Raw genomic sequence first — 20,870 nt, 5'->3', positions numbered from 1 at the left:
CCGGATGGTGTGGAATCCGCACCAGACCTGAAGGTCACCAGGCCCAGCCTCAGGCAGCGGTGGCTGAGGACTCGGTATTCCATTCTCCAGCTTTACCCAGTGACCACGCGGCGGCCGCGGGACATTCATACGGGTACACACGCGCGCCAAGAAGCTGGAGGAAACACGGTGGTGATCCGCGATCTTGGTCATGGGAAGCCGCCACACCTCTGCGTACATCTCCTCACGACTGACTGGGCCACCAGAACTGGAACCAGGTTGCTGGGATACCTCTTCGGGAGACACGCATCAATCCTTAAGCCTGATATCACCGTACCAGCCAACGACAGGCCATACGCCACGATCCATCAGGTCAAACCGAGCCAAAACGGTTGTTGTACCAAACCCTCCGCAGCCCCCTCCACCACGTTGTTCGCCCAGCGAGTAGCGGACAGCATCTGCAGCACGGATCAGGGCCAACAAGGAGGCGACATTCATGCCCGCATCATCTGAACAGATAGCCGCACGCTTGATCACCTGCCCACCCCGAATCCTGCGAGCAAGTGCGGCCCCCGCCTACCTAGGCATGTGCCGCACAGAATTCAACAAAACCGTCCGGCCTTACGTGCGGGAATTCCGCATTGGAGTGCAAGGCATCGGCTTTGATCGGCAAGAGCTGGATGCCTGGGCAGACGCCTACATCGACCGGGCCATCATTGAAAAGGAAGGTGCCAAGGGACATGATCACTCCCGCAGCGAGCGCCAAGGAGAAAAAACATGGCGCGAAAAACCATTAGCGGCCTCTACCAAAGGAACGGGATCTGGCACATCGACAAGGTCTTCAGAGGTCAGCGAATTCAGGAAAGCACTGGATCAAGCGATAGGAAGGAGGCAGAGCAGTACCTGATACACAAGCTGGAAAAGCTCCGGGAACAGAAGATCTATGGCGTCCGCACGATCAGAACCTGGCGGGAAGCCGCTACGCGTTACCTGATCGAGTACAAGGATCAGCCGTCGATAGGCCTCACGGCCATCTATCTGGAGCAACTGGATCCGTATATTGGCGACCAGCCTCTGACTCATGTCGACGATGAGACCCTGGCTCCCTACATAAGGGATCGACTCAAGAGCAGCAGAACCAGCGATGGCAAGTTGAAGCCTGGCGTTTCACACCGCACGGTGAACATTGCCCTGGAGCGCGTCATACGCATTCTGAACCTGTGCGCCCGAAAATGGCGTGATGAGCAGAAGCGTCCCTGGCTCGACGTAGTACCGATGATCACCAAGCTGGAAGAGAAGAAAACCAGACGCATGCCCTACCCGATGTCCTGGGAAGAGCAGTCGATTCTCTTCGCCGAACTGCCTGATCATTTGCGCCGCATGGCACTATACAAGGTCAATAGCGGCTCACGCGAGCAGGAGGTCGTGAAGCTTCGCTGGGATTGGGAGATACCGATTCCTGAGCTCAACACCAGCGTATTTCTCATACCGGCGGATTTTGGTGGTCGGCATGAGAGCTCCGGGGTCAAGAACGGCGACGAGCGCCTCGTTGTACTCAACAACGTAGCCAAGTCGGTCATCGAGGGACAACGTGGGCTTGATCCGGTTTGGGTATTTCCTTACGGACAACCCGATCAAAACGGCAAGGCCACTCCCGTTCACCGGATGAACGATTCGGCATGGAAGAAAGCCAGGGTCAGAGCAGCGAAGAAGTTCCAGGAGCGTTTTATGCGCCCTGCCCCAGCTGGATTTGCTTCGATCCGCGTTCACGATCTGAAGCACACTTTCGGCCGAAGACTTCGGGCAGCTGGGGTAACGGAGGAAGACAGGAAGGCTCTGCTGGGGCACAAGAACGGTAGCATCACCAGTCACTACTCAGCCGCCGAGTTGGGCAAACTGATCGATGAAGCCAACAGGATTTCGGCCACCGACTCGCGCGGTCCGGCCCTGACAATTTTGAGGAGAATGGCAGGATGAAAAAAAGTCCCGCAAAAGTCCCTACGCTTCTACGCGTGAAGCGCCCATAAAAAATCCAGTCACCGCTAAGTGACTGGATTTTCTAGGGATTTTTTGGTCGGGACGGAGTGATTCGAACACTCGACCCCTTGCACCCCATGCAAGTGCGCTACCGGGCTGCGCTACGCCCCGACGATGCTTCCGGGTGACCGGAAACGGGAGGAACTATACATTAAGCTTTTGAAATAAGGCAACTTTTTCTTCGCCTTACTTCTTCAGTACGTGCAGCACATCTTCGAGCTCGGCGATCATCTGTTTGATCAGTTGACGATACTGGGTGGTGTCGTCCTTGGCTTCGTCACCTGAAAGACGCTGACGCGCCCCGCCGATGGTGAAGCCCTGGTCGTACAGCAACGCCCGAATCTGCCGGATCATCAGCACATCCTGGCGCTGGTAGTAGCGGCGGTTGCCCCGCCGCTTGACCGGGTTGAGCTGCGGGAACTCCTGCTCCCAATATCGCAGCACGTGGGGTTTGACCGCGCAGAGCTCACTGACCTCACCAATGGTGAAGTAGCGTTTGCCGGGAATTGCCGGTAATTCGTCGTTATGACTTGGTTCCAGCATAGGCCTCGACCCTGGCTTTCAATTTTTGCCCTGGACGAAAAGTGACCACACGGCGAGCCGTGATTGGAATCTCTTCCCCTGTTTTCGGGTTACGGCCCGGTCGCTGGCGCTTGTCGCGCAAGTCGAAGTTACCGAACCCGGAAAGCTTGACCTGTTCGTTCAGCTCAAGAGCCTGGCGGATCTCTTCAAAAAACAGCTCCACCAGTTCCTTGGCTTCCCGTTTGTTCAGGCCGAGCTCTTCATACAGACGTTCCGCCATTTCAGCTTTCGTCAGAGCCCCCATACGCTACTTCCTTAACGTGGCGTTGAACCTTTGTTCGAGGCAGGTGAGGATATTTTGCGTAGTAGTACTCACCTCATCGTCATTAAGAGTGCGCGATGGATGTTGCCAGGTCAAGCCGACCGCAAGGCTTTTTCTAAGCGGATCAATGCCTTTACCGTGATAGACGTCAAATAGCTTGAGGTCCGTCAGCCATTCGCCCGCCGTTTCTCGGATAGCCGACAGCACGGCCTCGGCCGGTTGCTCGCGATCGACCAGCAACGCCAGGTCGCGACGCACCTCGGGGAAGCGCGACAGCTCGCTGAATGCCGGCATGCGACCGGCGACAACTTCCGCCAGCACCAGCTCAAAGAGGAACACCGGCTGATCCAGCCCGAGGGTCTTGGCAAGCTCCGGGTGCAAGGCACCGATGAAGCCGACCAGGCGCCCTTCCCGCTCGATGCGAGCAGTCTGGCCTGGGTGCAGAGCTGGATGCTCGCCCGGCACGAAGCTGAAGGCATCAGCTGCGCCGGCATAACCCAACAGCGCCTCTACATCGGTCTTCAGGTCGTAGAAATCGACGCTCTCGCGACTGTTGGCCCAGCCTTCCGGGAGACGACTGCCACTGATCACACCGGCAAGCATGGCTTCCTGCTGCAGGCCTTCCAGCTGACCGACAAAACGCAGACCGCTTTCGAACAGGCGCACGCGCGACTGCTGACGATTGAGGTTGTGCTGCAGCGCCTTGACCAGACCCGGCCACAGCGAGGACCGCATGGCAGCCATGTCGGCCGAGATCGGGTTGGCCAGTTGCAGCGGCTCGACGCCCGGCGTGAACAGTTCGAACAGCTTGGGATCGATGAAGCTGTAGGTGATCGCTTCCTGATAGCCGCGAGCGACCAGCAGGCGGCGCAACGCGGGTAACTCGGCACGCGCCTCGGCCTTGGCCTGCGGCGCGAGACGCGCCTGCGGGTAGCGCACCGGCAGGCGGTTGTAACCGTACAAGCGGCCCAGCTCTTCGATCAGATCTACTTCCAGACTGATGTCGAAACGGTGACTGGGCACACTGACCTGCCATTGACCGACGCCCTGAGCGCTGACACTCAGACCCAACGCAGTGAGCAGGCGCTCGACTTCAGCGCCGTCCATGTCCATGCCCAACATCTGGCTGATGCGCTCGGCACGCAGGGTGATCGGCGCCACACTCGGCAGATCGGCCTCGCTGCTGACTTCGATGATCGGGCCGGCTTCGCCACCGACGATCTCCAGCAGCAGCGCAGTCGCACGCTCCATCGCCTGGCGCGCCAATTGCGAATCCACACCACGCTCGAAGCGGTGCGAGGAATCGGTGTGCAGGCCATAGGAACGCGCCTTGCCGGCGACAGCGATATTGTCGAAGAAGGCGCTTTCCAGGAACAGGTCGCGCGTCTTGTCGCTCACGCCGCTGTGTTCGCCACCCATCACACCCGCGATGGCCAGAGCACGGCCATGATCGGCGATGACCAGGGTGTCGGCACGCAGGCTGACTTCCTGACCGTCGAGCAGCACCAGCTTCTCGCCCTCTTCAGCCATACGCACGCGGACGCCGCCATTGATCTCGGCAAGGTCGAAAGCATGCATCGGCTGACCGAGTTCGAGCATCACGTAGTTGGTGATGTCCACCGCTGCATCGATACTGCGGATATCGGAGCGACGCAGACGCTCGACCATCCACAGCGGAGTCGGGCGAGACAGGTCGACGTTGCGCACAACGCGACCGAGATAACGCGGGCAAGCCTTGGGCGCCAGCACCTCGACCGGACGCACGTCGTCATGCGCAGGCGCAACGGCCTCGATGGCCACCGGCGAAACTGCGGCACTGTACATGGCGCCGACTTCACGGGCCAGGCCGGCGAGCGACAGGCAGTCACCGCGGTTAGGGGTCAGGCCGATCTCGATGCTGGCGTCGTCCAATTGCAGATAGGCACGAATGTCACTGCCTACCGGCGCATCGGCCGCCAGCTCCATCAGGCCGCTGTTGTCTTCGCTGATCTGCAACTCGGAAGCCGAGCACAGCATGCCCTGAGACTCCACGCCGCGCAGCTTGGCCTTCTTGATCTTGAAGTCACCCGGCAACTCGGCGCCAATCATGGCGAACGGAATCTTGATGCCGGCACGGGCATTGGGCGCGCCGCAAACGACCTGGAAGGTCTCGGTGCCATTGCTCACCTGGCACACACGCAGCTTGTCCGCGTCCGGGTGTTGCTCGGCACTTAGGATCTCACCGACCACCACGCCACTGAAGGCACCGGCAACCGGCTGCACGGCATCGACCTCAAGGCCGACCATGGACAGGCGCGCGACCAGATCGTCACGGGATACGTCGGGGTTTACCCAACTGCGCAGCCACTGTTCACTGAATTTCATGTTGTCTGTTCTCCTTAAACGAATTCGATCACGAGGGTCGGCTGCTAGCGAAATTGCGCCAGGAACCGCAGGTCGTTATCGAAGAACAGGCGCAAGTCATTGACGCCATAACGCAGCATGGCCAGGCGCTCGACGCCCATACCGAAGGCGAAGCCGGAGTATTTCTCCGGGTCGATGCCACTCATGCGCAGCACATTCGGATGCACCATGCCGCAGCCCATCACTTCCAGCCAGCCGGTCTGCTTGCACACGCGGCAACCCTTGCCGGAGCACATCACGCACTGCATGTCGACTTCGGCCGACGGCTCGGTGAAGGGGAAGAAAGATGGACGGAAACGCACGCCCAGCGGCTTCTCGAAGAACACGCGAAGGAACTCTTCGATGGTGCCCTTGAGGTCAGCGAAGCTGATGTCCTCATCGACCAGCAGCCCTTCGACCTGGTGGAACATCGGCGAGTGAGTGATATCGGAGTCGCAGCGATAGACGCGGCCAGGGCAGACGATGCGGATCGGCGGCTGCTGCGATTCCATGGTGCGCACCTGCACCGGCGAGGTGTGGGTGCGCAGCAGCATGTTCGCGTTGAAATAGAAGGTATCGTGCATCGCCCGCGCCGGGTGGTGGCCGGGGATGTTGAGCGCTTCAAAGTTGTGGTAGTCGTCTTCGACTTCCGGCCCCTCGGCAACGCTGTAACCGATGTGGGTGAAGAACTGCTCGACACGCTCGAGCGTGCGGGTGACCGGGTGCAAGCCGCCGGAGCTCTGGCCGCGGCCCGGCAGGGTCACGTCGATACGCTCGGATGCCAGCTTCTCGGCGAGCAAAGCCTGCTCAAGCACGGATTTGCGGGCATTCAGGGCGTCTTGCACTTGGTTCTTGGCGGTGTTGATCAGGGCACCGGCTTTCGGCCGCTCTTCAGCCGACAGCTTGCCCAGAGTCTGCATCAGGGCGGTCAGTTCGCCTTTCTTGCCAAGGTATTGAACCCGGAGCTGTTCCAGGACATTGACATCTTCGCTTTGTTGCACGGCCTCGAGCGCTTGGGAGACCAATGCATCCAGATTTTCCATTTACAGACTCCAGATACGAAATAGGGGAAGAGCTGTTAAGGCTCTTCCCCTATCTTTGACGTTGCCACCGGGCGAACCCGGTGATTGTCGGGGGACTTAAGCCAGAACGGCCTTAGCTTTCTCGACAATCGCAGCAAACGCCGCTTTTTCGTTCACTGCCAGATCAGCCAGAACCTTGCGGTCGATTTCGATCGACGCTTTCTTCAGGCCAGCGATCAGACGGCTGTAGGACAAACCGTTGACGCGAGCACCAGCGTTGATACGAGCGATCCACAGTGCACGGAACTGACGCTTGCGCTGACGACGGTCACGGTAGGCGTATTGGCCTGCCTTGATCACCGCCTGCTTGGCGACGCGGAACACGCGCGAACGCGCACCGTAGTAGCCCTTGGCGAGCTTCAGGATTTTTTTGTGACGAGCACGAGCGATAACGCCACGCTTAACACGAGCCATGAGTAATTACCTCTAAGTATCTTGACCGATTAACGAACGCGCAGCATGCGCTCGACTTTAGCTTTGTCCGACGGGCCGATCAGCGAGCTGCCACGCAGCTGGCGCTTACGCTTGGTGGACATTTTGGTCAGGATGTGGCTCTTGAAAGCGTGCTTGTGCTTGAAGCCTGTAGCAGTCTTCAGGAAGCGCTTTGCAGCACCGCTCTTGGTTTTCATTTTTGGCATGTTTAGTACTCCGCATTCATTAACAACTGATAACCATCAGGCCTGCCAGTGCCCGGGAGGTTATTTACGCTTCTTGGGAGCGATGACCATCATCAGCTGGCGTCCTTCCAGCTTAGGATGCTGTTCGACGGTGCCGAGCTCGATCAGGTCTTGTTCGACCCGCTTGAGCAGCTCCATCCCCAGCTCCTGGTGGGCCATCTCACGACCGCGGAATCGAAGCGATACCTTGGCCTTGTCCCCATCTTCAAGGAAACGTACCAGGTTGCGTAGTTTTACCTGGTAATCACCTTCTTCCGTCCCTGGACGAAACTTGATCTCTTTGATCTGCTGCTGGTGCTGGTTCTTCTTGGCAATAGCAGCCTGCTTTTTCTTTTCGAACAGGTGCTTGCCGTAGTCCATGATGCGGCAAACCGGTGGCACCGCGTCAGCGGAGATTTCCACCAGATCCAGCTTGGCATCCTCGGCAGCGCTCAACGCTTCTTCGATGGAAACCACACCAATCTGCTGGCCGTCCGCGCCAATCAGACGAACTTCACGCGCAGTGATGTTCTCGTTGATCGGCGCCTTGGGGGCGGCCCGCTTGTCCTGTCTCATATCACGCTTAATAGTTCTTACTCCAAATCTTGGCGACCACGCCGGGAAACCGCTTGCTGCAACTGCGCGGCGAACTGCTCGATAGGCATTGACCCCAGGTCGACGCCTTCGCGGGTGCGCACAGCAACGGATCGTGTCTCGACTTCCCGATCTCCGATAACCAAGAGATAGGGAACCTTGAGCAAGGTATGCTCACGGATTTTAAAGCCGATCTTTTCGTTTCTCAAGTCAACCTTGGCACGAAAACCGCTTTGATTGAGAGTTTTCTCTGCTTCACGGGCAAAATCGGCCTGTTTATCAGTGATATTCATGATCACGGCCTGGGTCGGCGCGAGCCAGGCCGGGAAAGAGCCGGCGTAGTGCTCGATCAACATACCGATGAAGCGCTCGAACGAACCGAGGATCGCACGGTGCAACATGACCGGGCGCTTACGGTTGTTGTCTTCAGCGATATAGCTGGCATCCAGGCGCTCGGGGAGGTTCGGATCGTACTGCAGCGTGCCGCACTGCCAGTTACGACCCAGACAGTCACGCAGCGTGAACTCGATCTTCGGACCGTAGAAAGCGCCCTCACCCGGCTGGTATTCCCACTCCAGGCCAGATTCGTTGAGCGCATCGGCCAGCGCACCCTCGGCGCGATCCCACAGCTCTTCGGAGCCCACGCGCTTGGCCGGGCGAGTCGACAGCTTCATGGCGATATCGGTGAAGCCGAAGTCCTTGTAGACATCCAGCGTCAGCTTGATGAAGTCGGCCGCTTCTTTCTTCACCTGTTCTTCGGTGCAGAAGATATGCGCGTCGTCCTGCACGAAGCCACGTACACGCATGATGCCGTGCAGCGCGCCGGACGGCTCGTTACGGTGGCAGGCACCGAATTCAGCCAGACGCAGCGGCAGATCGCGGTAGGACTTCAGGCCCTGATTGAACACCTGCACGTGGCACGGGCAGTTCATCGGCTTGACCGCATAGTCGCGATTTTCCGAGGCCGTGGTGAACATGTTCTCGGCGTAGTTGGACCAGTGACCGGAACGCTCCCAGAGAATACGATCGACCACCTGTGGCGTCTTGATCTCCTGGTAACCATTCTCGCGCTGCACCTGGCGCATGTACTGCTCGAGCACCTGGTAGACGGTCCAGCCATTGGCATGCCAGAACACCATGCCAGGCGCTTCTTCCTGCAGGTGGAACAGATCCAGCTGCTTGCCGATACGACGGTGATCGCGCTTCTCGGCCTCTTCGATGCGCTGGATATAGGCAGCCAACTGCTTCTTGTCCGCCCAAGCGGTGCCATAGACGCGCTGCAGCTGCTCGTTCTTCGAGTCGCCGCGCCAGTAGGCACCGGAAATCCGGGTCAGCTTGAAGGCCTTGAGGAAGCGCGTGTTCGGCACGTGCGGGCCACGGCACATGTCGACGTATTCTTCATGGAAGTAAAGGCCCATGGCCTTTTCGTCCGGCATGTCGTCGATCAGACGCAGCTTGTATTCCTCGCCGCGCGACTTGAACAGCTCGATGACCTCGGCACGCGGCGTCATTTTCTTGATGACGTCGTAGTCCTTGTCGATCAGCTCAGCCATGCGCTTCTCGATGGCCGCCATGTCTTCCGGCGTAAAGGGACGGTCGATGGCGATGTCGTAATAGAAGCCCTCATCGATGACCGGACCGATCACCATCTTGGCATTCGGGTAAAGCTGCTTGACCGCATGCCCAACCAGGTGAGCACAGGAGTGGCGGATGATCTCCAGCCCCTCTTCGTCCTTCGGCGTGATGATCTGCAGGGTGGCATCGGTATCGATCACGTCGCAGGCATCGACCTGCCTGCCGTTTACCTTGCCAGCCAGGGTGGCCTTGGCCAGACCCGCACCAATGGATTGAGCGACCTCCAGCACGGATACCGGATGATCGAACGAACGTTGACTGCCGTCGGGAAGAGTAATGATGGGCATGGCGCCTCCTCTCCTAGTGGTGACCCCTACCAAAGGTCACGTGGGTTGGGATGAGCCAGGAAGCGATTCAGCGGTATACCCACCTAACGATGGCAGGAGCCCGAAGGCCAACCAGACCGAACCAGAGTCACTGGAAGTAAAGAGCGGGGATACTTTCAGAAAGCCTGAGCCCTGACAAGCTGCCGCTTGAAACAAACTCGCAAAGCCTGCTCGAAAAATTCGAGCAATAAAAAAGGGGTCGCTTAGCGACCCCTTTTTATCGATTTGGTAGGCACAATTGGACTCGAACCAACGACCCCCACCATGTCAAGGTGGTGCTCTAACCAACTGAGCTATGTGCCTTCGATGGGTGCGCATTCTACGCAGATCTTTTTGGCCGTCAACAGTTTTTTTCGCTAACTCACTGAAATAGGCCAATTTTTTTATCAAAGCAGGAACGTTGAATATTTTGCACGGGCACTAGCCGGGCATTTTCAACTCAGGTAGCATCGATTCATTCGTAAAAAATAAAGAACAGAGGTTCAAGATGGCGCACACGGCCTATCCACAATCCTATTACGCCGCCTCAGCCAACGCCGTTCCGCAACGCCCTGCCCTGCAAGGCGAGGTGGAAACCGATGTGTGCATCATCGGTGCGGGCTATACAGGCCTGTCCACTGCACTGTTCCTGCTGGAGAACGGCTTCAAGGTCAGCATCGTCGAGGCGGCCAAGGTCGGCTTTGGTGCGTCGGGTCGCAACGGCGGGCAGATCGTCAATAGCTACAGCCGCGACATCGACGTGATCGAACGCACGGTCGGCCCCAAGCAGGCGCAACTGCTCGGGCAGATGGCCTTCGAAGGCGGTCGCATCATCCGTGAACGCATCGCCAAGTACGACATCCATTGCGACCTGAAGGATGGCGGTGTGTTCGCCGCGCTTACAGCCAAGCAGATGGGGCACCTGGAAGCGCAGAAGAAACTGTGGGAACGCTATGGCCACACCCAACTGGAATTGATGGACGCCAAACGCATCCGCGAGGTGGTGGCTACCGAAAGCTACGTTGGCGGCATGCTGGATATGAGCGGTGGCCATATCCACCCGCTGAACCTGGCACTGGGTGAAGCCGCTGCAGTGGAATCGCTGGGCGGCGTGATCTATGAGCAATCCCCAGCTACCCGCATCGAGCGTGGCGCCAATCCGGTGGTACATACGCCGCAAGGCCACATCAAGGCCAAGTTCGTCGTGGTTGCCGGTAACGCCTATTTGGGCAATCTGGTGCCGGAGCTCGCCTCCAAGTCGATGCCGTGCGGCACCCAGGTGATCACCACCGAGCCGCTGTCCGACGAAGTCGCTGCCAGCCTGTTGCCGCAGGATTACTGCGTCGAGGACTGCAACTACCTGCTCGACTACTACCGTCTCACTGGCGACAAGCGTCTGATCTACGGTGGCGGCGTGGTCTACGGTGCGCGCGATCCGGCCAACATCGAGGCGATCATTCGCCCGAAGATGCTCAAGACCTTCCCGCAACTGAAGAACGTGAAGATCGATTTCGCCTGGACCGGCAACTTCCTGCTGACCCTGTCGCGCCTGCCTCAGGTCGGCCGTATCGGCGACAACATCTACTACTCGCAGGGTTGCAGCGGCCACGGCGTGACCTACACGCACCTGGCCGGCAAGGTGCTGGCCGAGGCGCTGCGCGGCCAGGCCGAGCGCTTCGACGCCTTCGCCGGGCTGCCGCACTACCCCTTCCCGGGTGGCCGTATGTTCCAGGTGCCGCTCAGCGCCATCGGCGCCTGGTACTACACGCTGCGTGACAAGCTGGGCGTCTGAACTTCACGCATGCGTAGGAGCGAATTTATTCGCGATGGAGTTTGGCTTCTTGCCTGCCCCTGATCGCGAATAAATTCGCTTTTACAGGATGTGCATTGGCCCGCCGTTGGTTTCAGGGGCAGGCCGGCAAGGCTTGGCACTGTCCGCCAGGAGCACTGGTTTTGGGTGATGCGGCGAATCGCGAATCCTCCGGCGCCAGACGTTGCGCACAGGCCTGAGCCTGCTGCGCCTCGCGCGCGCAACCCTGCTCACCCAGCACCTGGGACAGGTTGAACCAACCCGCGGCAAAATCCGGCTCACGCTTGAGACTCTCAAGCAGCGCATGCTCGGCACCCTTGCGGTCGCCATCGGCGTAGCGACTGTTGCTCAGGGCGAACCAGGGCAACGCCTGCTCCGGCCAGGCCTCGGCGGCGCGGCGATAGGCACGCCGTGCCGGCTGGGCATTGCCGGTTTGCTCCAGATCGTTGGCAGACTTCATCCAGGCGTGCATATCGGCCTGCGCCGGCAGGCGCTCCGGTGGCAGAGTCACTACCGCCCAACGACCACCGCGCGCCCAGGTTCTGTCGAAGCTGGCGAAGCTGTCTTGGAGCCGGCGCGTGGTGGCCGACCGCAGGATCAGCGTGCGCTCTCGACGGTCATAGCCGACCACCACCGCGAAATGCCATTGCGGGTAGAAGTCGAACGCCAGGTTCTGCAGCACCAGCACCGGGTTACCGGCCGCCACTTCGGCAAGCACCGCGTCCAGACGCGGTTGCAACGGATACACCAGCATTTCGTGACTGCGCGCGGCGGCGACCATCTCGACCTGCAGGCTGCCTTCACGGCTGGGGATGTAGACCTTGTCCTTGAGCGCACCCGGCGTCGTCAGCACACCGCGCTGGTTGAGCATGGTGGCCAGAGCTGCCGGCCCGCACTGGTAGGCGTCCTGGGGAAAGAAGGGAACATCGGTGAGTTCTACCCGCTCAGGCAGGCGCTCGGCCTCCGGTGATAACACCGGAGACCGAGCGCAGGCTGTAAGTAGAACGATCGAAGCGATGCAGCAGAGGCGAATCAGCGATTTATGCATTTGACGAAATTGAAGATGTTGGTGGCGCACAGCATATCAGTGATGATGAAGATCACCAGAAACAACACGATGATGCCGACCACACCGGCACCGGCAGGCGCCTGATCCAGCTGCTGGTTGAACTGCGCCAGTTCGGCCGGGGTCAGGCTGGCGATACGCGACTCGACCTGATCACGGTCGACGCCCATCGACACCAGTTTCTCCTTCACCTGCTCATCATTGAGCATGGCCATCAACTGCTCCTGATCCACCTTGTGCTGCTGCTCGGCGATCACCTCGTGAGTGCCGACCATCGCCGCGTTGGCAGCGGGAATCTGCACCACCAGCAACAGGTGAAACAGCGCGGTGATAGCTGCCAGACGGCGCATAACGGGGTTCATGGAAATTGTCATTGTGGTTATCTCCTGAGGGACGAGGTAGCCAATAGACACCATCGAAATCATTCAGGTTCACTTGGCCAGATGCACTCGTTCAGGTTTCCGTCAGCAGTTGGCTGAGTACCGCACGCAACTTGCCCGGCTTGGCCGGCTTGTTGAGCAAAGGCGCACCCAGTGCCTGCAACTCCCGACGGCAGTCATCACTGCGATCGGCACTGATGATCAGCGCCGGAATCGGCCTGGAAAACTCATCACGTAGCTGCCGAATCACCTGGCAACCGAGCACACCGTGATCGAGGTGATAATCCGCCAGGATCACCTCTGGCGCCCTGCCTTGCAGACGCTGCAGGGCCTCGTTCAGATCGACCGCCGTGACCACCTCGCATCCCCACTGCCGAAGCAGCGCCTGCATGCTGTGCAGGATGTCCACTTCGTTATCGATCACCAGCAGGCGCCGCCCCGGCAGGGGGTTGCCGAGGACCGGCTGCGCTAAGGATGGCGCCTGGCGCCGCGGAGCCTCCTGCGCCAACGGCACGCGGATGCTGAACACCGAACCACGCCCCGGCTGCGAGTGCACCTGCACCGGATAACCAAGCATGCGCGCGATGCGCTCGACGATCGCCAGGCCCAGGCCGACGCCTTTGCGCTCGGCCGCACGGCCGACCTCCAGCTGGCTGAACTCAAGGAAGATCTTGTCCAGCTGATCGGCCGCGATGCCGCGCCCGCTGTCCCACACCTGCAATTCGACGAACGAGCCGCGCCGACGCGCCCCGAGCAGCACACCGCCACGTTCGGTATACCGGCAGGCATTGCTGAGGAAGTTACGCAAAATGCGCGTCAGCAAGCGGAAATCGGTGTGCACCGCATAACTGGCAATTCGCGCGCGCAGACGCAAGCCACTGGCCGAGGCCACGCTTTCGAACTCGGACGCCAGCGGCGCGAGCAGTTCTTCAAGGCGATAAACGTCGAGATCCGGCTTGATAGCCGCCTGATCCAGCTTGGAAATATCCAGCAGATCCGCCAGCAGATCCTCGGCGCCTTCCAGGGCCAGGTGGCTGCGCTCTACCAGGTTCTGTTCGGCAATTGGCAGCTCACGCTCGCGTAGCGTGGAAATGAGCAGGCGCGCAGCATTGAGCGGCTGCAACAGGTCGTGACTGGCCGCGGCCAGGTACTTGTCCTTGCTGCGATTGGCCGCCTCGGCGGCGTCGCGCGCCTCGCGCAGGGCCAGCTCGATACGTTCGCGCTCCTCGATCTGCCGCTGCAGGTTGCGGTTGGATTCGAGCAGTTCGAAGGTACGCGCAGCGACGCGACGTTCCAGTTCGTCATTGAGTTGCTGCAGGCGCTGCTGCGCCTGCTTGCGCTCGGTGATGTCGGCGACGAAGCCTTCGAAGACCCCTTCCCCTTCGGGCTTGAGCAACAGGTTCATCAGCACGTCGATGGTACTGCCATCGCGACGACGCAAACGCGTTTCGTAGCCCAGTAGGGCCTGGCCCTGGCTCAGACGCTCGCGAATCAGGGCCAGCTCATCGAAACCGCCAACGAACAGGTGCCGGGCCAAATCGCCCGGGGCCCAGAGCACCTGCTGCGGATCGTCATAGCCCAGCATGTGCGCCATCGCCGGATTGGCCGCGAGCACGCCGTCCTGCAGGCTGGCCTGGATGATGCCGTGCACCGCGTGCTCGAACAGCCATTTATAGCGATTGCGCTCGGTTTCCAGTTCTTCCAGGCGCGCCAGCAGCTCGGGATAGTGACTCTTGCGCGCCGACTGGCTACCGAGACCGAGCAGCCCGGCCAGCGCTTCGTCAGAGCGCCTCGCCATAGACCACCTCGACGTCGCGCTGGGTCGATTCGCGCGGGTTGGTGAGGATGCACGGGTCGTCCATCGCATGGCTGGACAAGAACGGAATGTCCGAGGTGCTGACGCCGTGCAGGCCAAGCGTCTCGCGGAAGCCCATGGCGTGCTTGAAGGCGATCAGGTGCTCGACCAGGCGCTGGCGAATCTGTGCGTGGTTGAGCCCTCGGCAGTCGATGCCGAGGGTTTCGGCGATGACCTTGAAACGCTCCGGCGCCGCGCTGTAGTTGAACGCCACCACGTGCTCGATCAATACCGCGTTGCACAGGCCATGTGGCAAATCGAGAAAGCCCCCCAGGCTGTGACTCATGGCATGCACTGCGCCGAGGATCGCATTGGAGAAGGCCAGGCCGGCCTGCATGCTGCCGAGCATGATCTTCTCGCGCAGGGCGATATCGCCCGGATTGGCGATCATCTGCACCAGGTTGCCGTTAATCAGGCGCATGGCCTCCAGCGCATGTGGGTCGGTCAGCGGGCCGTGGCCGGTGGAGACGAATGCCTCGATGGCGTGCACCATGGCGTCGATGCCGGTACAGGCCGACAGGAAGGGGTCCATGCTCAGCGTGGTTTCCGGATCGATCAGCGACACGTCCGGCACCACTGCCTTGCTGACGATGGAGAACTTCATTCGCTCCTGCTGGTTGGAGATGATCACGAACTGCGACACGTCGGCCGAGGTGCCGGCGGTGGTCGGGATCAGGATCAGCGGCGGGCTGGGCACGCGAATGGTGTCCACACCTTCGAATTCGAGAATGCTGCGACCATGGGCAACGACGATGCCGATACCCTTGGCGCAGTCCATCGGGCTACCGCCACCGACCGCGACGATGACGTTGCAGCCCTCGCTGCGATACAGCTCGGCACCTTCCATCACCTCTTCCACACGCGGGTTGGGTGAGACCCTGGTGTACAGGCAGTAGGTGATGCCCTGAGCCTGCAGGCTGGCCTCGACATCGCCGGCCCAGCCAGCAGCGACCACACCGGGATCGGAGACGATCAGCACCTTGCGCGCGCCGAAGGTCTTGGCGTAATTGCCGACGTTATGCCGGGAGCCGGCGCCGAAGATGATCTCGGGGGAAACGAACTTACGCAGCTGATTCAATTCGTGGCTCATACAACGGCCTGAAATTTCTTGTTATGGAATGGCGATCAGCCTACTGCATTGCTCGGTTTATGCAATGCGACCTGCGTTCAGCTCAGCTGTCGATAGAAGGCGTGTTCGGCGCGCAGCGCCTCGGCCAGATTGGCGGCCTGACGGAAACCATGGCGTTCTTCGGCGAACAGGTGATACTCGACCGGTAAACCGCGCTGACGCAGCGCCTCGACCATGGCCTCGGTCTGGCTCGGCACCACCACCGCATCCAGCGCACCCTGGAAGAAAATCACCGGAACGTCGATCCGGTTGGCCTGCAACAGCGGCGTGCGGCTGCGATAACGCTCGGCATAGCGCTTCGGATCGCCGATCAGCCAGTCGAGGTAATCCGCCTCGAACTTGTGCGTCAGCCGGCGCAGCGCCAGCGGGTCGCTGACGCCGTACAGGCTGGCACCGCCACGCAGCTGCGGAAGTTCGGCCAGCGCTCGCAGCGCGCTAAAGCCGCCAGCACTACCACCGCGCACGAACACACGTTGCGCATCGGTACGGCCATCACCGGCCAGTGCTTCGATGGCGGCTCGAATGTCCTCGACTTCCAGCTCGCCCCACCCGCCCGCCAGACGCAGGCGATAGGCACGGCCATAACCGCTGCTGCCACGGTAGTTGAGGTCGAGCACGGCGAAGCCGCGCAGCGTCCAGAAGGCGATACGCGGGTCGAACACCGGGTAACTGGCCGAGGTCGGCCCACCGTGCAGGAAAATCACCAGCGGCGGGCGTTCCCCGGTTGATGCAGGCGAGTAGAAAAAGCCGTGACTGCGTTCGCCCTCACCTACCCCACAGCTGAATGGTTGGGGGCGTGATAGCTGCTCTTCAGCCAATGGCTGCTCGCCACCGGCCAGTAACCGCACTGCGCCATCGCTTCGGCGAATGGCAAGCACAGCCGGCAGGCGATCCGGGGCGCCAGCGATGCAGTAGAAGTGCTCGGCATCGGCGGCCAGGGAGCGAAAGCGGGTGAAATCTTCGGCCAACCGCCGCTCTGCGTAGCGCGCATCAGATACAAAGGACTCGGTGCGTGCGGCCTGGGCGGCCCCGCCACACACGAGCAAGACGCCTGTGCCTTGCTCGAAACGGGTCAGCACAAGCGCGCCGTTCTCCAGCGGCAGATAGGTTCTGCCGCCCAACTGCCAGGGCGCCGGTGCGTGATCGAAGGGCGCAGCCTGCCACTTCGTATCGGCATCGATGCATGCGGGCTGCCACCAGCCGGCCTGGTCGCTCAGCACCCATAGCCGCCCCTGTGCATCGAAACGCGGCTGCTGCAGGGACCGCCCCCCCGCCTCGCCCATCAACACGCAGGTACGCTCACCGGACTCACGGCGGCACAGGCGCGTTGCGACCCAGGGCTGGTAGGGGCGATCCCATTCGATCCAGGCCAGACGCTGGCCAGTGGAGTCAGCCACCGGTGCGGCATAGAAGTCCGCGCCCTCGATCAGCACCTGGCGATGACCGCTGAGACCGATACGCACCAGGCGATGCACGACCGCGCCCGCCTCATGGCTTTCCTCCACAGCCAGCAGCGCCCGCCAGGCGGGCACGAAGGACAAATCGCCGTAGCGGCAATTGACGCGATCCGTGAGCGCCTGTGGCTCAATATTCGTAGGAGCGGCTGGGCGGCATTCCGCTTCAGCCGCGATTTCCCTTGAATCCGCAAGATTCGCGGCTGAAGCCGCTCCTACGGCCCCCGCCAGCGGCAGGTAGTAGATCTGCTGATCACGCTCATTGACGAAAGCTGCGCCCTGCTCCGTGGCGCAGCAGGCGCCGCCGCCGTACTCGTAGACCCGGCTGCGCACGGAAAACCCTAGCGGGGTCAGCTCGCGCACAGCGCCGTCGCGGCAGAAGAACAGCCCGCAACGTGCCTGCAGAGGATCGAAGGCCACCCACAGCACGCCGCCATGAGCAGCGTGCAGCTCGGCGAAATCGGCACTGGCGGCCGCAGCCTGTTCGGCGCTCCAGATCGAGTCCGGGTCGTTCACGCCTTGCATATGATTCGCGAGGCCTTGTCGTTGCGGTACTGCAGCTCGCCCAGCCCCAACGGCGCCTCGTCGGCCTGGCGGCGCGCGGCGAGAATCACCTCATGGTGCGCCGACTTGCTGCACACCGGGTCGGCGTTACTGGCGTCGCCGGTGAGCATGAAGGCCTGGCAACGGCAGCCGCCGAAATCGCGCGCCTTCTCGTCGCACGATCGGCACGGCTCGGGCATCCAGTCGTCACCACGAAAGCGGTTGAAGCCGAAGGAATGCCGCCATATGTGTTCGATGCCGTGCTCGCGCACGTTGGGAAACTGCACCGGCAACTGCCGCGCACTGTGACAGGGCAGCGCGGTGCCGTCCGGGGTGATGTCGAGAAACAGATTGCCCCAGCCGTTCATACAGGCCTTGGGGCGCTCCTCGTAGTAATCCGGGGTGACGAAGATCAGCTTGCACGGGTGGTTCTCGGCCGCCAGTTTGTCGCGCCACTGATTGGTGATGCGCTCGGCGCGCTCCAGCTGCGCACGGGTTGGCAGCAATCCAGCGCGGTTGAGCTCGGCCCAGCCGTAGAACTGGCAGGTGGCGAGCTCGACGAAATCCGCCTCCAGCTCCAGGCACAGCTCGATGATGCGCTCGATATTGTCGATGTTGTGCCGGTGGGTGACGAAATTGAGCACCATCGGGTAGCCGTGGGCCTTGACCGCGCGGGCCATGGCCAGTTTCTGCGCGAAGGCCTTCTTCGAGCCGGCCAGGAGGTTGTTCACCTCCTCGTCGGCGGCCTGAAAGCTGATCTGGATATGGTCCAGCCCGGCATCGGCAAACTCGGCGATACGTGCTTCGGTCAGGCCGATACCGGAGGTGATCAGGTTGGTGTAGTAGCCCAGGCCGCGCGCCGCTGCGATCAGCTCGGCCAGATCCTGACGCACCAGCGGCTCGCCACCGGAAAAGCCCAGCTGCGCCGCGCCCAGCTCGCGGGCCTGGCGAAACACCTCGATCCACTCGGCGGTACTGAGTTCGGCGCCCTGCTTGGCGAAGTCCAGGGGATTGGAGCAGTACGGGCACTGCAGCGGGCAGCGATAGGTCAGCTCGGCCAGGAGCCAAAGCGGCGGCCCTGGTTCCTGACCTGCTTTAGCGAAGCTCGATCCAGAACTGTGCATGGGCCACCTCGATAAAGGCCAGGATGTCTTCGTCGATGCCGGGCACATCGGGGAAGCGCTGGTGCAGGTTGTCGATGATCTCGGCCACCGACCGCTTGCCATCGACCTGCTGGAGAATCTCACCGGCACTGTCGTTGAGCTTGATCATGCCTTCCGGATACAGCAGCACATGGCAGCCCTGCGCCGGTTCGAACTGCAGGCGAAAGCCCCGGCGAATCATCGGCACGTGATCCGAAGTCAGGGTGGTCATGTCGGGCGTTCCAGTCAATCCGCTCACAGGTCGGTTCCCCGATGCCAGACACGCTCGGCCGTCACCGTGTGATACGGCGGGCGCTCCAGCTCGTAGGCCATGCTCATGGCGTCGAGCATGCTCCACAGCACATCCAGCTTGAACTGCAGGATGTTCAGCATGCGTTCCTGCGCCTCACGGGTGCGGTAGTGCTCCAGGGTGATGCGCAGGCCATGCTCGACATCGCGCCGCGCCTGGCTCAGACGATTGCGGAAGTAGTCGTAACCGGCAGCATCGATCCACGGGTAGTGCTGCGGCCAGGCGTCCAGGCGCGACTGGTGGATGGTCGGCGCGAACAGCTCGGTCAGCGAGCTGCTGGCCGCCTCCTGCCAACTGGCGCGGCGAGCGAAAGTGACGTAGGCATCGACGGCGAAGCGCACGCCGGGCAGTACCAGCTCCTGCGACAGCACCTGCTCGCGGTCGAGACCGACCGACTCGGCCAGGCGCAGCCAGGCCTCGATACCGCCTTCCTCACCCGGCGCACCGTCGTGATCGAGGATGCGCTGAATCCACTCGCGCCGCGTTTCGCGATCCGGACAGTTGGCGAGGATCGCCGCATCCTTGAGCGGAATATTGACCTGATAGTAGAAGCGGTTGGCCACCCAGCCCTGAATCTGCTCACGGGTGGCGCGCCCTTCGTACATGGCGCGGTGGAACGGATGATGGATGTGGTACAGCGCGCCCTTGGCGCGCAGCGCCTGCTCGAACTCGGCAGGTGTCATGGCAGCTTGGCTCATCAGAACTCCCCGGTGCGCACAGCCTACAAAACGATGCTCATGCCATCGAACGCGACCTCGATGCCGTGGGCGTCCAGTTCGGCGCGCTCGGGCGAATCCAGGTCGAGAATCGGGTTGGTGTTGTTGATATGGATAAGAATCTTGCGTGCGGTCGGCAGGCCGTCAAGCAACTCGATCATCCCGCCGGGACCGCTCTGGCACAGGTGTCCCATCTCGCTGCCGAGCTTGTCACCCACCTCCCACACGCGCATCTCGTCGTCGCGCCACAGCGTGCCGTCCACTAGCAGGCAGTCGGCGCGGCGCATCCAGCCCAGCAGTTGCTCATCCACCTGGCCCAGGCCGGGAGCGTAGAACAGGCTGCGGCCGCTACGCGTATCCTCGATGAACAGGCCGATATTGTCCCCCGGGTGCGGATTGCCGCGATGCGGCGAATACGGCGGCGCGCTACTGCGCAGGGCGATGGCGGTGATGCTCAGCGCCGGGCAAGCGGGAATGGCGAAGGGCTTGGCGTCCAGCTCGATCAGCCGGTGCTGCAGGCCGCCGTTCCAGTGGCTGAGCATGTTGAACAGCGGAAAGCCCGTGGTCAGGTCCTGATGGACCATCTCGGTACACCAGACCTGATGCGGGCAGCCTTCACGCAGGGTCAGCAGGCCGGTGCAGTGGTCGATCTGGCTGTCGAGCAGGACAATGCCGGCAATGGCAGTATCACGTGGCCTGCGCGCTGGCTGCAGTGCCGGGAAGGCTTCGAGCTGAGCGCGGATATCCGGCGAGGCGTTGCACAGGATCCACTGCTCGCCGTCATCGGAGATGGCGATGGATGATTGCGTACGCGGCTGCGCCCGCAGGGTACCGGCCCGCACGCCATGGCAATTGCGGCAGTTGCAGTTCCACTGGGGAAAACCGCCACCGGCGGCGGAGCCGAGAATCTGGATATGCATGGAGGTCACCAGCGGGGGATGCCCCGGACGA

General features: G+C 61.3%; 21 protein-coding genes and 2 tRNA genes. 2 read left to right on the top strand and 21 right to left on the bottom strand.

What is annotated here, in order from left to right:
- Positions 1-288: 288 nt before the first annotated feature.
- Entirely contained in the window at positions 289-516 is a 228-nt protein-coding gene (locus tag B3P22_RS05640) for a hypothetical protein (protein ID WP_168355684.1), read from the bottom strand.
- Positions 517-559: 43 nt separating this feature from the next.
- Positions 560-721, bottom strand: coding sequence for a hypothetical protein (locus tag B3P22_RS23720; RefSeq protein WP_010791794.1), 162 nt, complete (start codon positions 719-721; stop codon positions 560-562).
- A gap of 35 nt (positions 722-756) precedes the next feature.
- Between B3P22_RS23720 and B3P22_RS05630 the strand changes: the two genes are divergently transcribed.
- Positions 757-1,956 (top strand): tyrosine-type recombinase/integrase, encoded by a 1,200-nt coding sequence (locus B3P22_RS05630; RefSeq protein ID WP_003116603.1) that lies wholly within the window; start codon positions 757-759, stop codon positions 1,954-1,956.
- A 94-nt stretch (positions 1,957-2,050) separates the two neighbouring features.
- On the opposite strand, the gene B3P22_RS05625 is transcribed toward B3P22_RS05630, so the two are convergent.
- From B3P22_RS05625 to B3P22_RS05580, 10 genes are all read right to left on the bottom strand, one after another.
- Positions 2,051-2,127: transfer RNA gene (locus tag B3P22_RS05625), tRNA-Pro, on the bottom strand.
- 75 nt (positions 2,128-2,202) lie between these two features.
- Entirely contained in the window at positions 2,203-2,559 is a 357-nt protein-coding gene (locus B3P22_RS05620) for a MerR family transcriptional regulator (RefSeq protein WP_013716019.1), read from the bottom strand.
- Positions 2,540-2,842 (bottom strand): integration host factor subunit alpha, encoded by a 303-nt coding sequence (gene ihfA, locus B3P22_RS05615; protein ID WP_003243414.1) that lies wholly within the window; start codon positions 2,840-2,842, stop codon positions 2,540-2,542. Before ihfA ends, B3P22_RS05620 begins: the two co-directional genes overlap by 20 nt.
- A gap of 3 nt (positions 2,843-2,845) precedes the next feature.
- Positions 2,846-5,224 (bottom strand): phenylalanine--tRNA ligase subunit beta, encoded by a 2,379-nt coding sequence (gene pheT, locus B3P22_RS05610; RefSeq protein ID WP_296270294.1) that lies wholly within the window; start codon positions 5,222-5,224, stop codon positions 2,846-2,848.
- A gap of 44 nt (positions 5,225-5,268) precedes the next feature.
- Positions 5,269-6,285: a phenylalanine--tRNA ligase subunit alpha gene (gene pheS, locus B3P22_RS05605; RefSeq protein WP_296270293.1), complete on the bottom strand. Its 1,017-nt coding sequence runs from the start codon at positions 6,283-6,285 to the stop codon at positions 5,269-5,271.
- Positions 6,286-6,381: 96 nt separating this feature from the next.
- Entirely contained in the window at positions 6,382-6,738 is a 357-nt protein-coding gene (rplT, locus tag B3P22_RS05600; protein ID WP_003243409.1) for a 50S ribosomal protein L20, read from the bottom strand.
- A 29-nt stretch (positions 6,739-6,767) separates the two neighbouring features.
- Positions 6,768-6,962, bottom strand: a complete 195-nt coding sequence (gene rpmI, locus B3P22_RS05595) for a 50S ribosomal protein L35 (RefSeq protein WP_003461222.1) — start codon at positions 6,960-6,962, stop codon at positions 6,768-6,770.
- Positions 6,963-7,022: 60 nt separating this feature from the next.
- Positions 7,023-7,556 (bottom strand): translation initiation factor IF-3, encoded by a 534-nt coding sequence (infC, locus tag B3P22_RS05590; protein ID WP_197858938.1) that lies wholly within the window; start codon positions 7,554-7,556, stop codon positions 7,023-7,025.
- Positions 7,557-7,573: 17 nt separating this feature from the next.
- Entirely contained in the window at positions 7,574-9,496 is a 1,923-nt protein-coding gene (gene thrS / locus B3P22_RS05585; RefSeq protein WP_296270290.1) for a threonine--tRNA ligase, read from the bottom strand.
- A 265-nt stretch (positions 9,497-9,761) separates the two neighbouring features.
- Positions 9,762-9,838: transfer RNA gene (locus tag B3P22_RS05580), tRNA-Val, on the bottom strand.
- A gap of 184 nt (positions 9,839-10,022) precedes the next feature.
- On the opposite strand from B3P22_RS05580, the gene B3P22_RS05575 reads away from it, so the two are divergent.
- Positions 10,023-11,306, top strand: coding sequence for an NAD(P)/FAD-dependent oxidoreductase (locus B3P22_RS05575; protein WP_296270288.1), 1,284 nt, complete (start codon positions 10,023-10,025; stop codon positions 11,304-11,306).
- 112 nt (positions 11,307-11,418) lie between these two features.
- Here the strand turns inward: B3P22_RS05575 and B3P22_RS05570 are convergent, their stop codons facing one another.
- From B3P22_RS05570 to pqqB, 9 genes are all read right to left on the bottom strand, one after another.
- Positions 11,419-12,372 carry a PA2778 family cysteine peptidase gene (locus B3P22_RS05570; protein ID WP_296270286.1) on the bottom strand — a complete coding sequence of 318 codons (954 nt, stop codon included), beginning with the start codon at positions 12,370-12,372 and terminating at the stop codon, positions 11,419-11,421.
- Complete coding sequence (locus tag B3P22_RS05565; RefSeq protein WP_296270284.1) at positions 12,357-12,764, bottom strand: PA2779 family protein; 408 nt, start codon at positions 12,762-12,764, stop codon at positions 12,357-12,359. The genes B3P22_RS05570 and B3P22_RS05565 overlap by 16 nt, the downstream gene beginning before the upstream one ends.
- 79 nt (positions 12,765-12,843) lie before the next feature.
- On the bottom strand, positions 12,844-14,568 hold the full coding sequence (locus B3P22_RS05560; protein WP_296270282.1) for a hybrid sensor histidine kinase/response regulator: 1,725 nt from the start codon (positions 14,566-14,568) through the stop codon (positions 12,844-12,846).
- A complete protein-coding gene (gene ercA, locus B3P22_RS05555) occupies positions 14,552-15,715 on the bottom strand; it encodes an alcohol dehydrogenase-like regulatory protein ErcA (protein WP_275547671.1) in 1,164 nt (387 codons plus the stop codon). The genes B3P22_RS05560 and ercA overlap by 17 nt, the downstream gene beginning before the upstream one ends.
- Before the next feature lie 77 nt (positions 15,716-15,792).
- Positions 15,793-17,733 carry an alpha/beta hydrolase family protein gene (locus B3P22_RS05550; RefSeq protein ID WP_296270278.1) on the bottom strand — a complete coding sequence of 647 codons (1,941 nt, stop codon included), beginning with the start codon at positions 17,731-17,733 and terminating at the stop codon, positions 15,793-15,795.
- Positions 17,721-18,875, bottom strand: coding sequence for a pyrroloquinoline quinone biosynthesis protein PqqE (gene pqqE / locus B3P22_RS05545; RefSeq protein ID WP_296270277.1), 1,155 nt, complete (start codon positions 18,873-18,875; stop codon positions 17,721-17,723). Before pqqE ends, B3P22_RS05550 begins: the two co-directional genes overlap by 13 nt.
- Positions 18,847-19,125, bottom strand: coding sequence for a pyrroloquinoline quinone biosynthesis peptide chaperone PqqD (pqqD, locus tag B3P22_RS05540; protein ID WP_197858946.1), 279 nt, complete (start codon positions 19,123-19,125; stop codon positions 18,847-18,849). The genes pqqE and pqqD overlap by 29 nt, the downstream gene beginning before the upstream one ends.
- A 23-nt stretch (positions 19,126-19,148) precedes the next feature.
- Positions 19,149-19,901, bottom strand: coding sequence for a pyrroloquinoline-quinone synthase PqqC (gene pqqC, locus B3P22_RS05535; protein WP_296270276.1), 753 nt, complete (start codon positions 19,899-19,901; stop codon positions 19,149-19,151).
- 23 nt (positions 19,902-19,924) lie between these two features.
- Positions 19,925-20,839, bottom strand: a complete 915-nt coding sequence (gene pqqB, locus B3P22_RS05530) for a pyrroloquinoline quinone biosynthesis protein PqqB (RefSeq protein WP_296270275.1) — start codon at positions 20,837-20,839, stop codon at positions 19,925-19,927.
- Between the last annotated feature and the right edge of the window lie 31 nt (positions 20,840-20,870).

Source organism: Pseudomonas sp. UBA6323, from assembly GCF_002439135.1.
In the GTDB taxonomy this organism is placed as follows: domain Bacteria; phylum Pseudomonadota; class Gammaproteobacteria; order Pseudomonadales; family Pseudomonadaceae; genus Aquipseudomonas.
The sequence above is the reverse complement of the archived record's forward strand: the minus strand, read 5'-3'. Positions and strand labels throughout refer to the sequence as shown.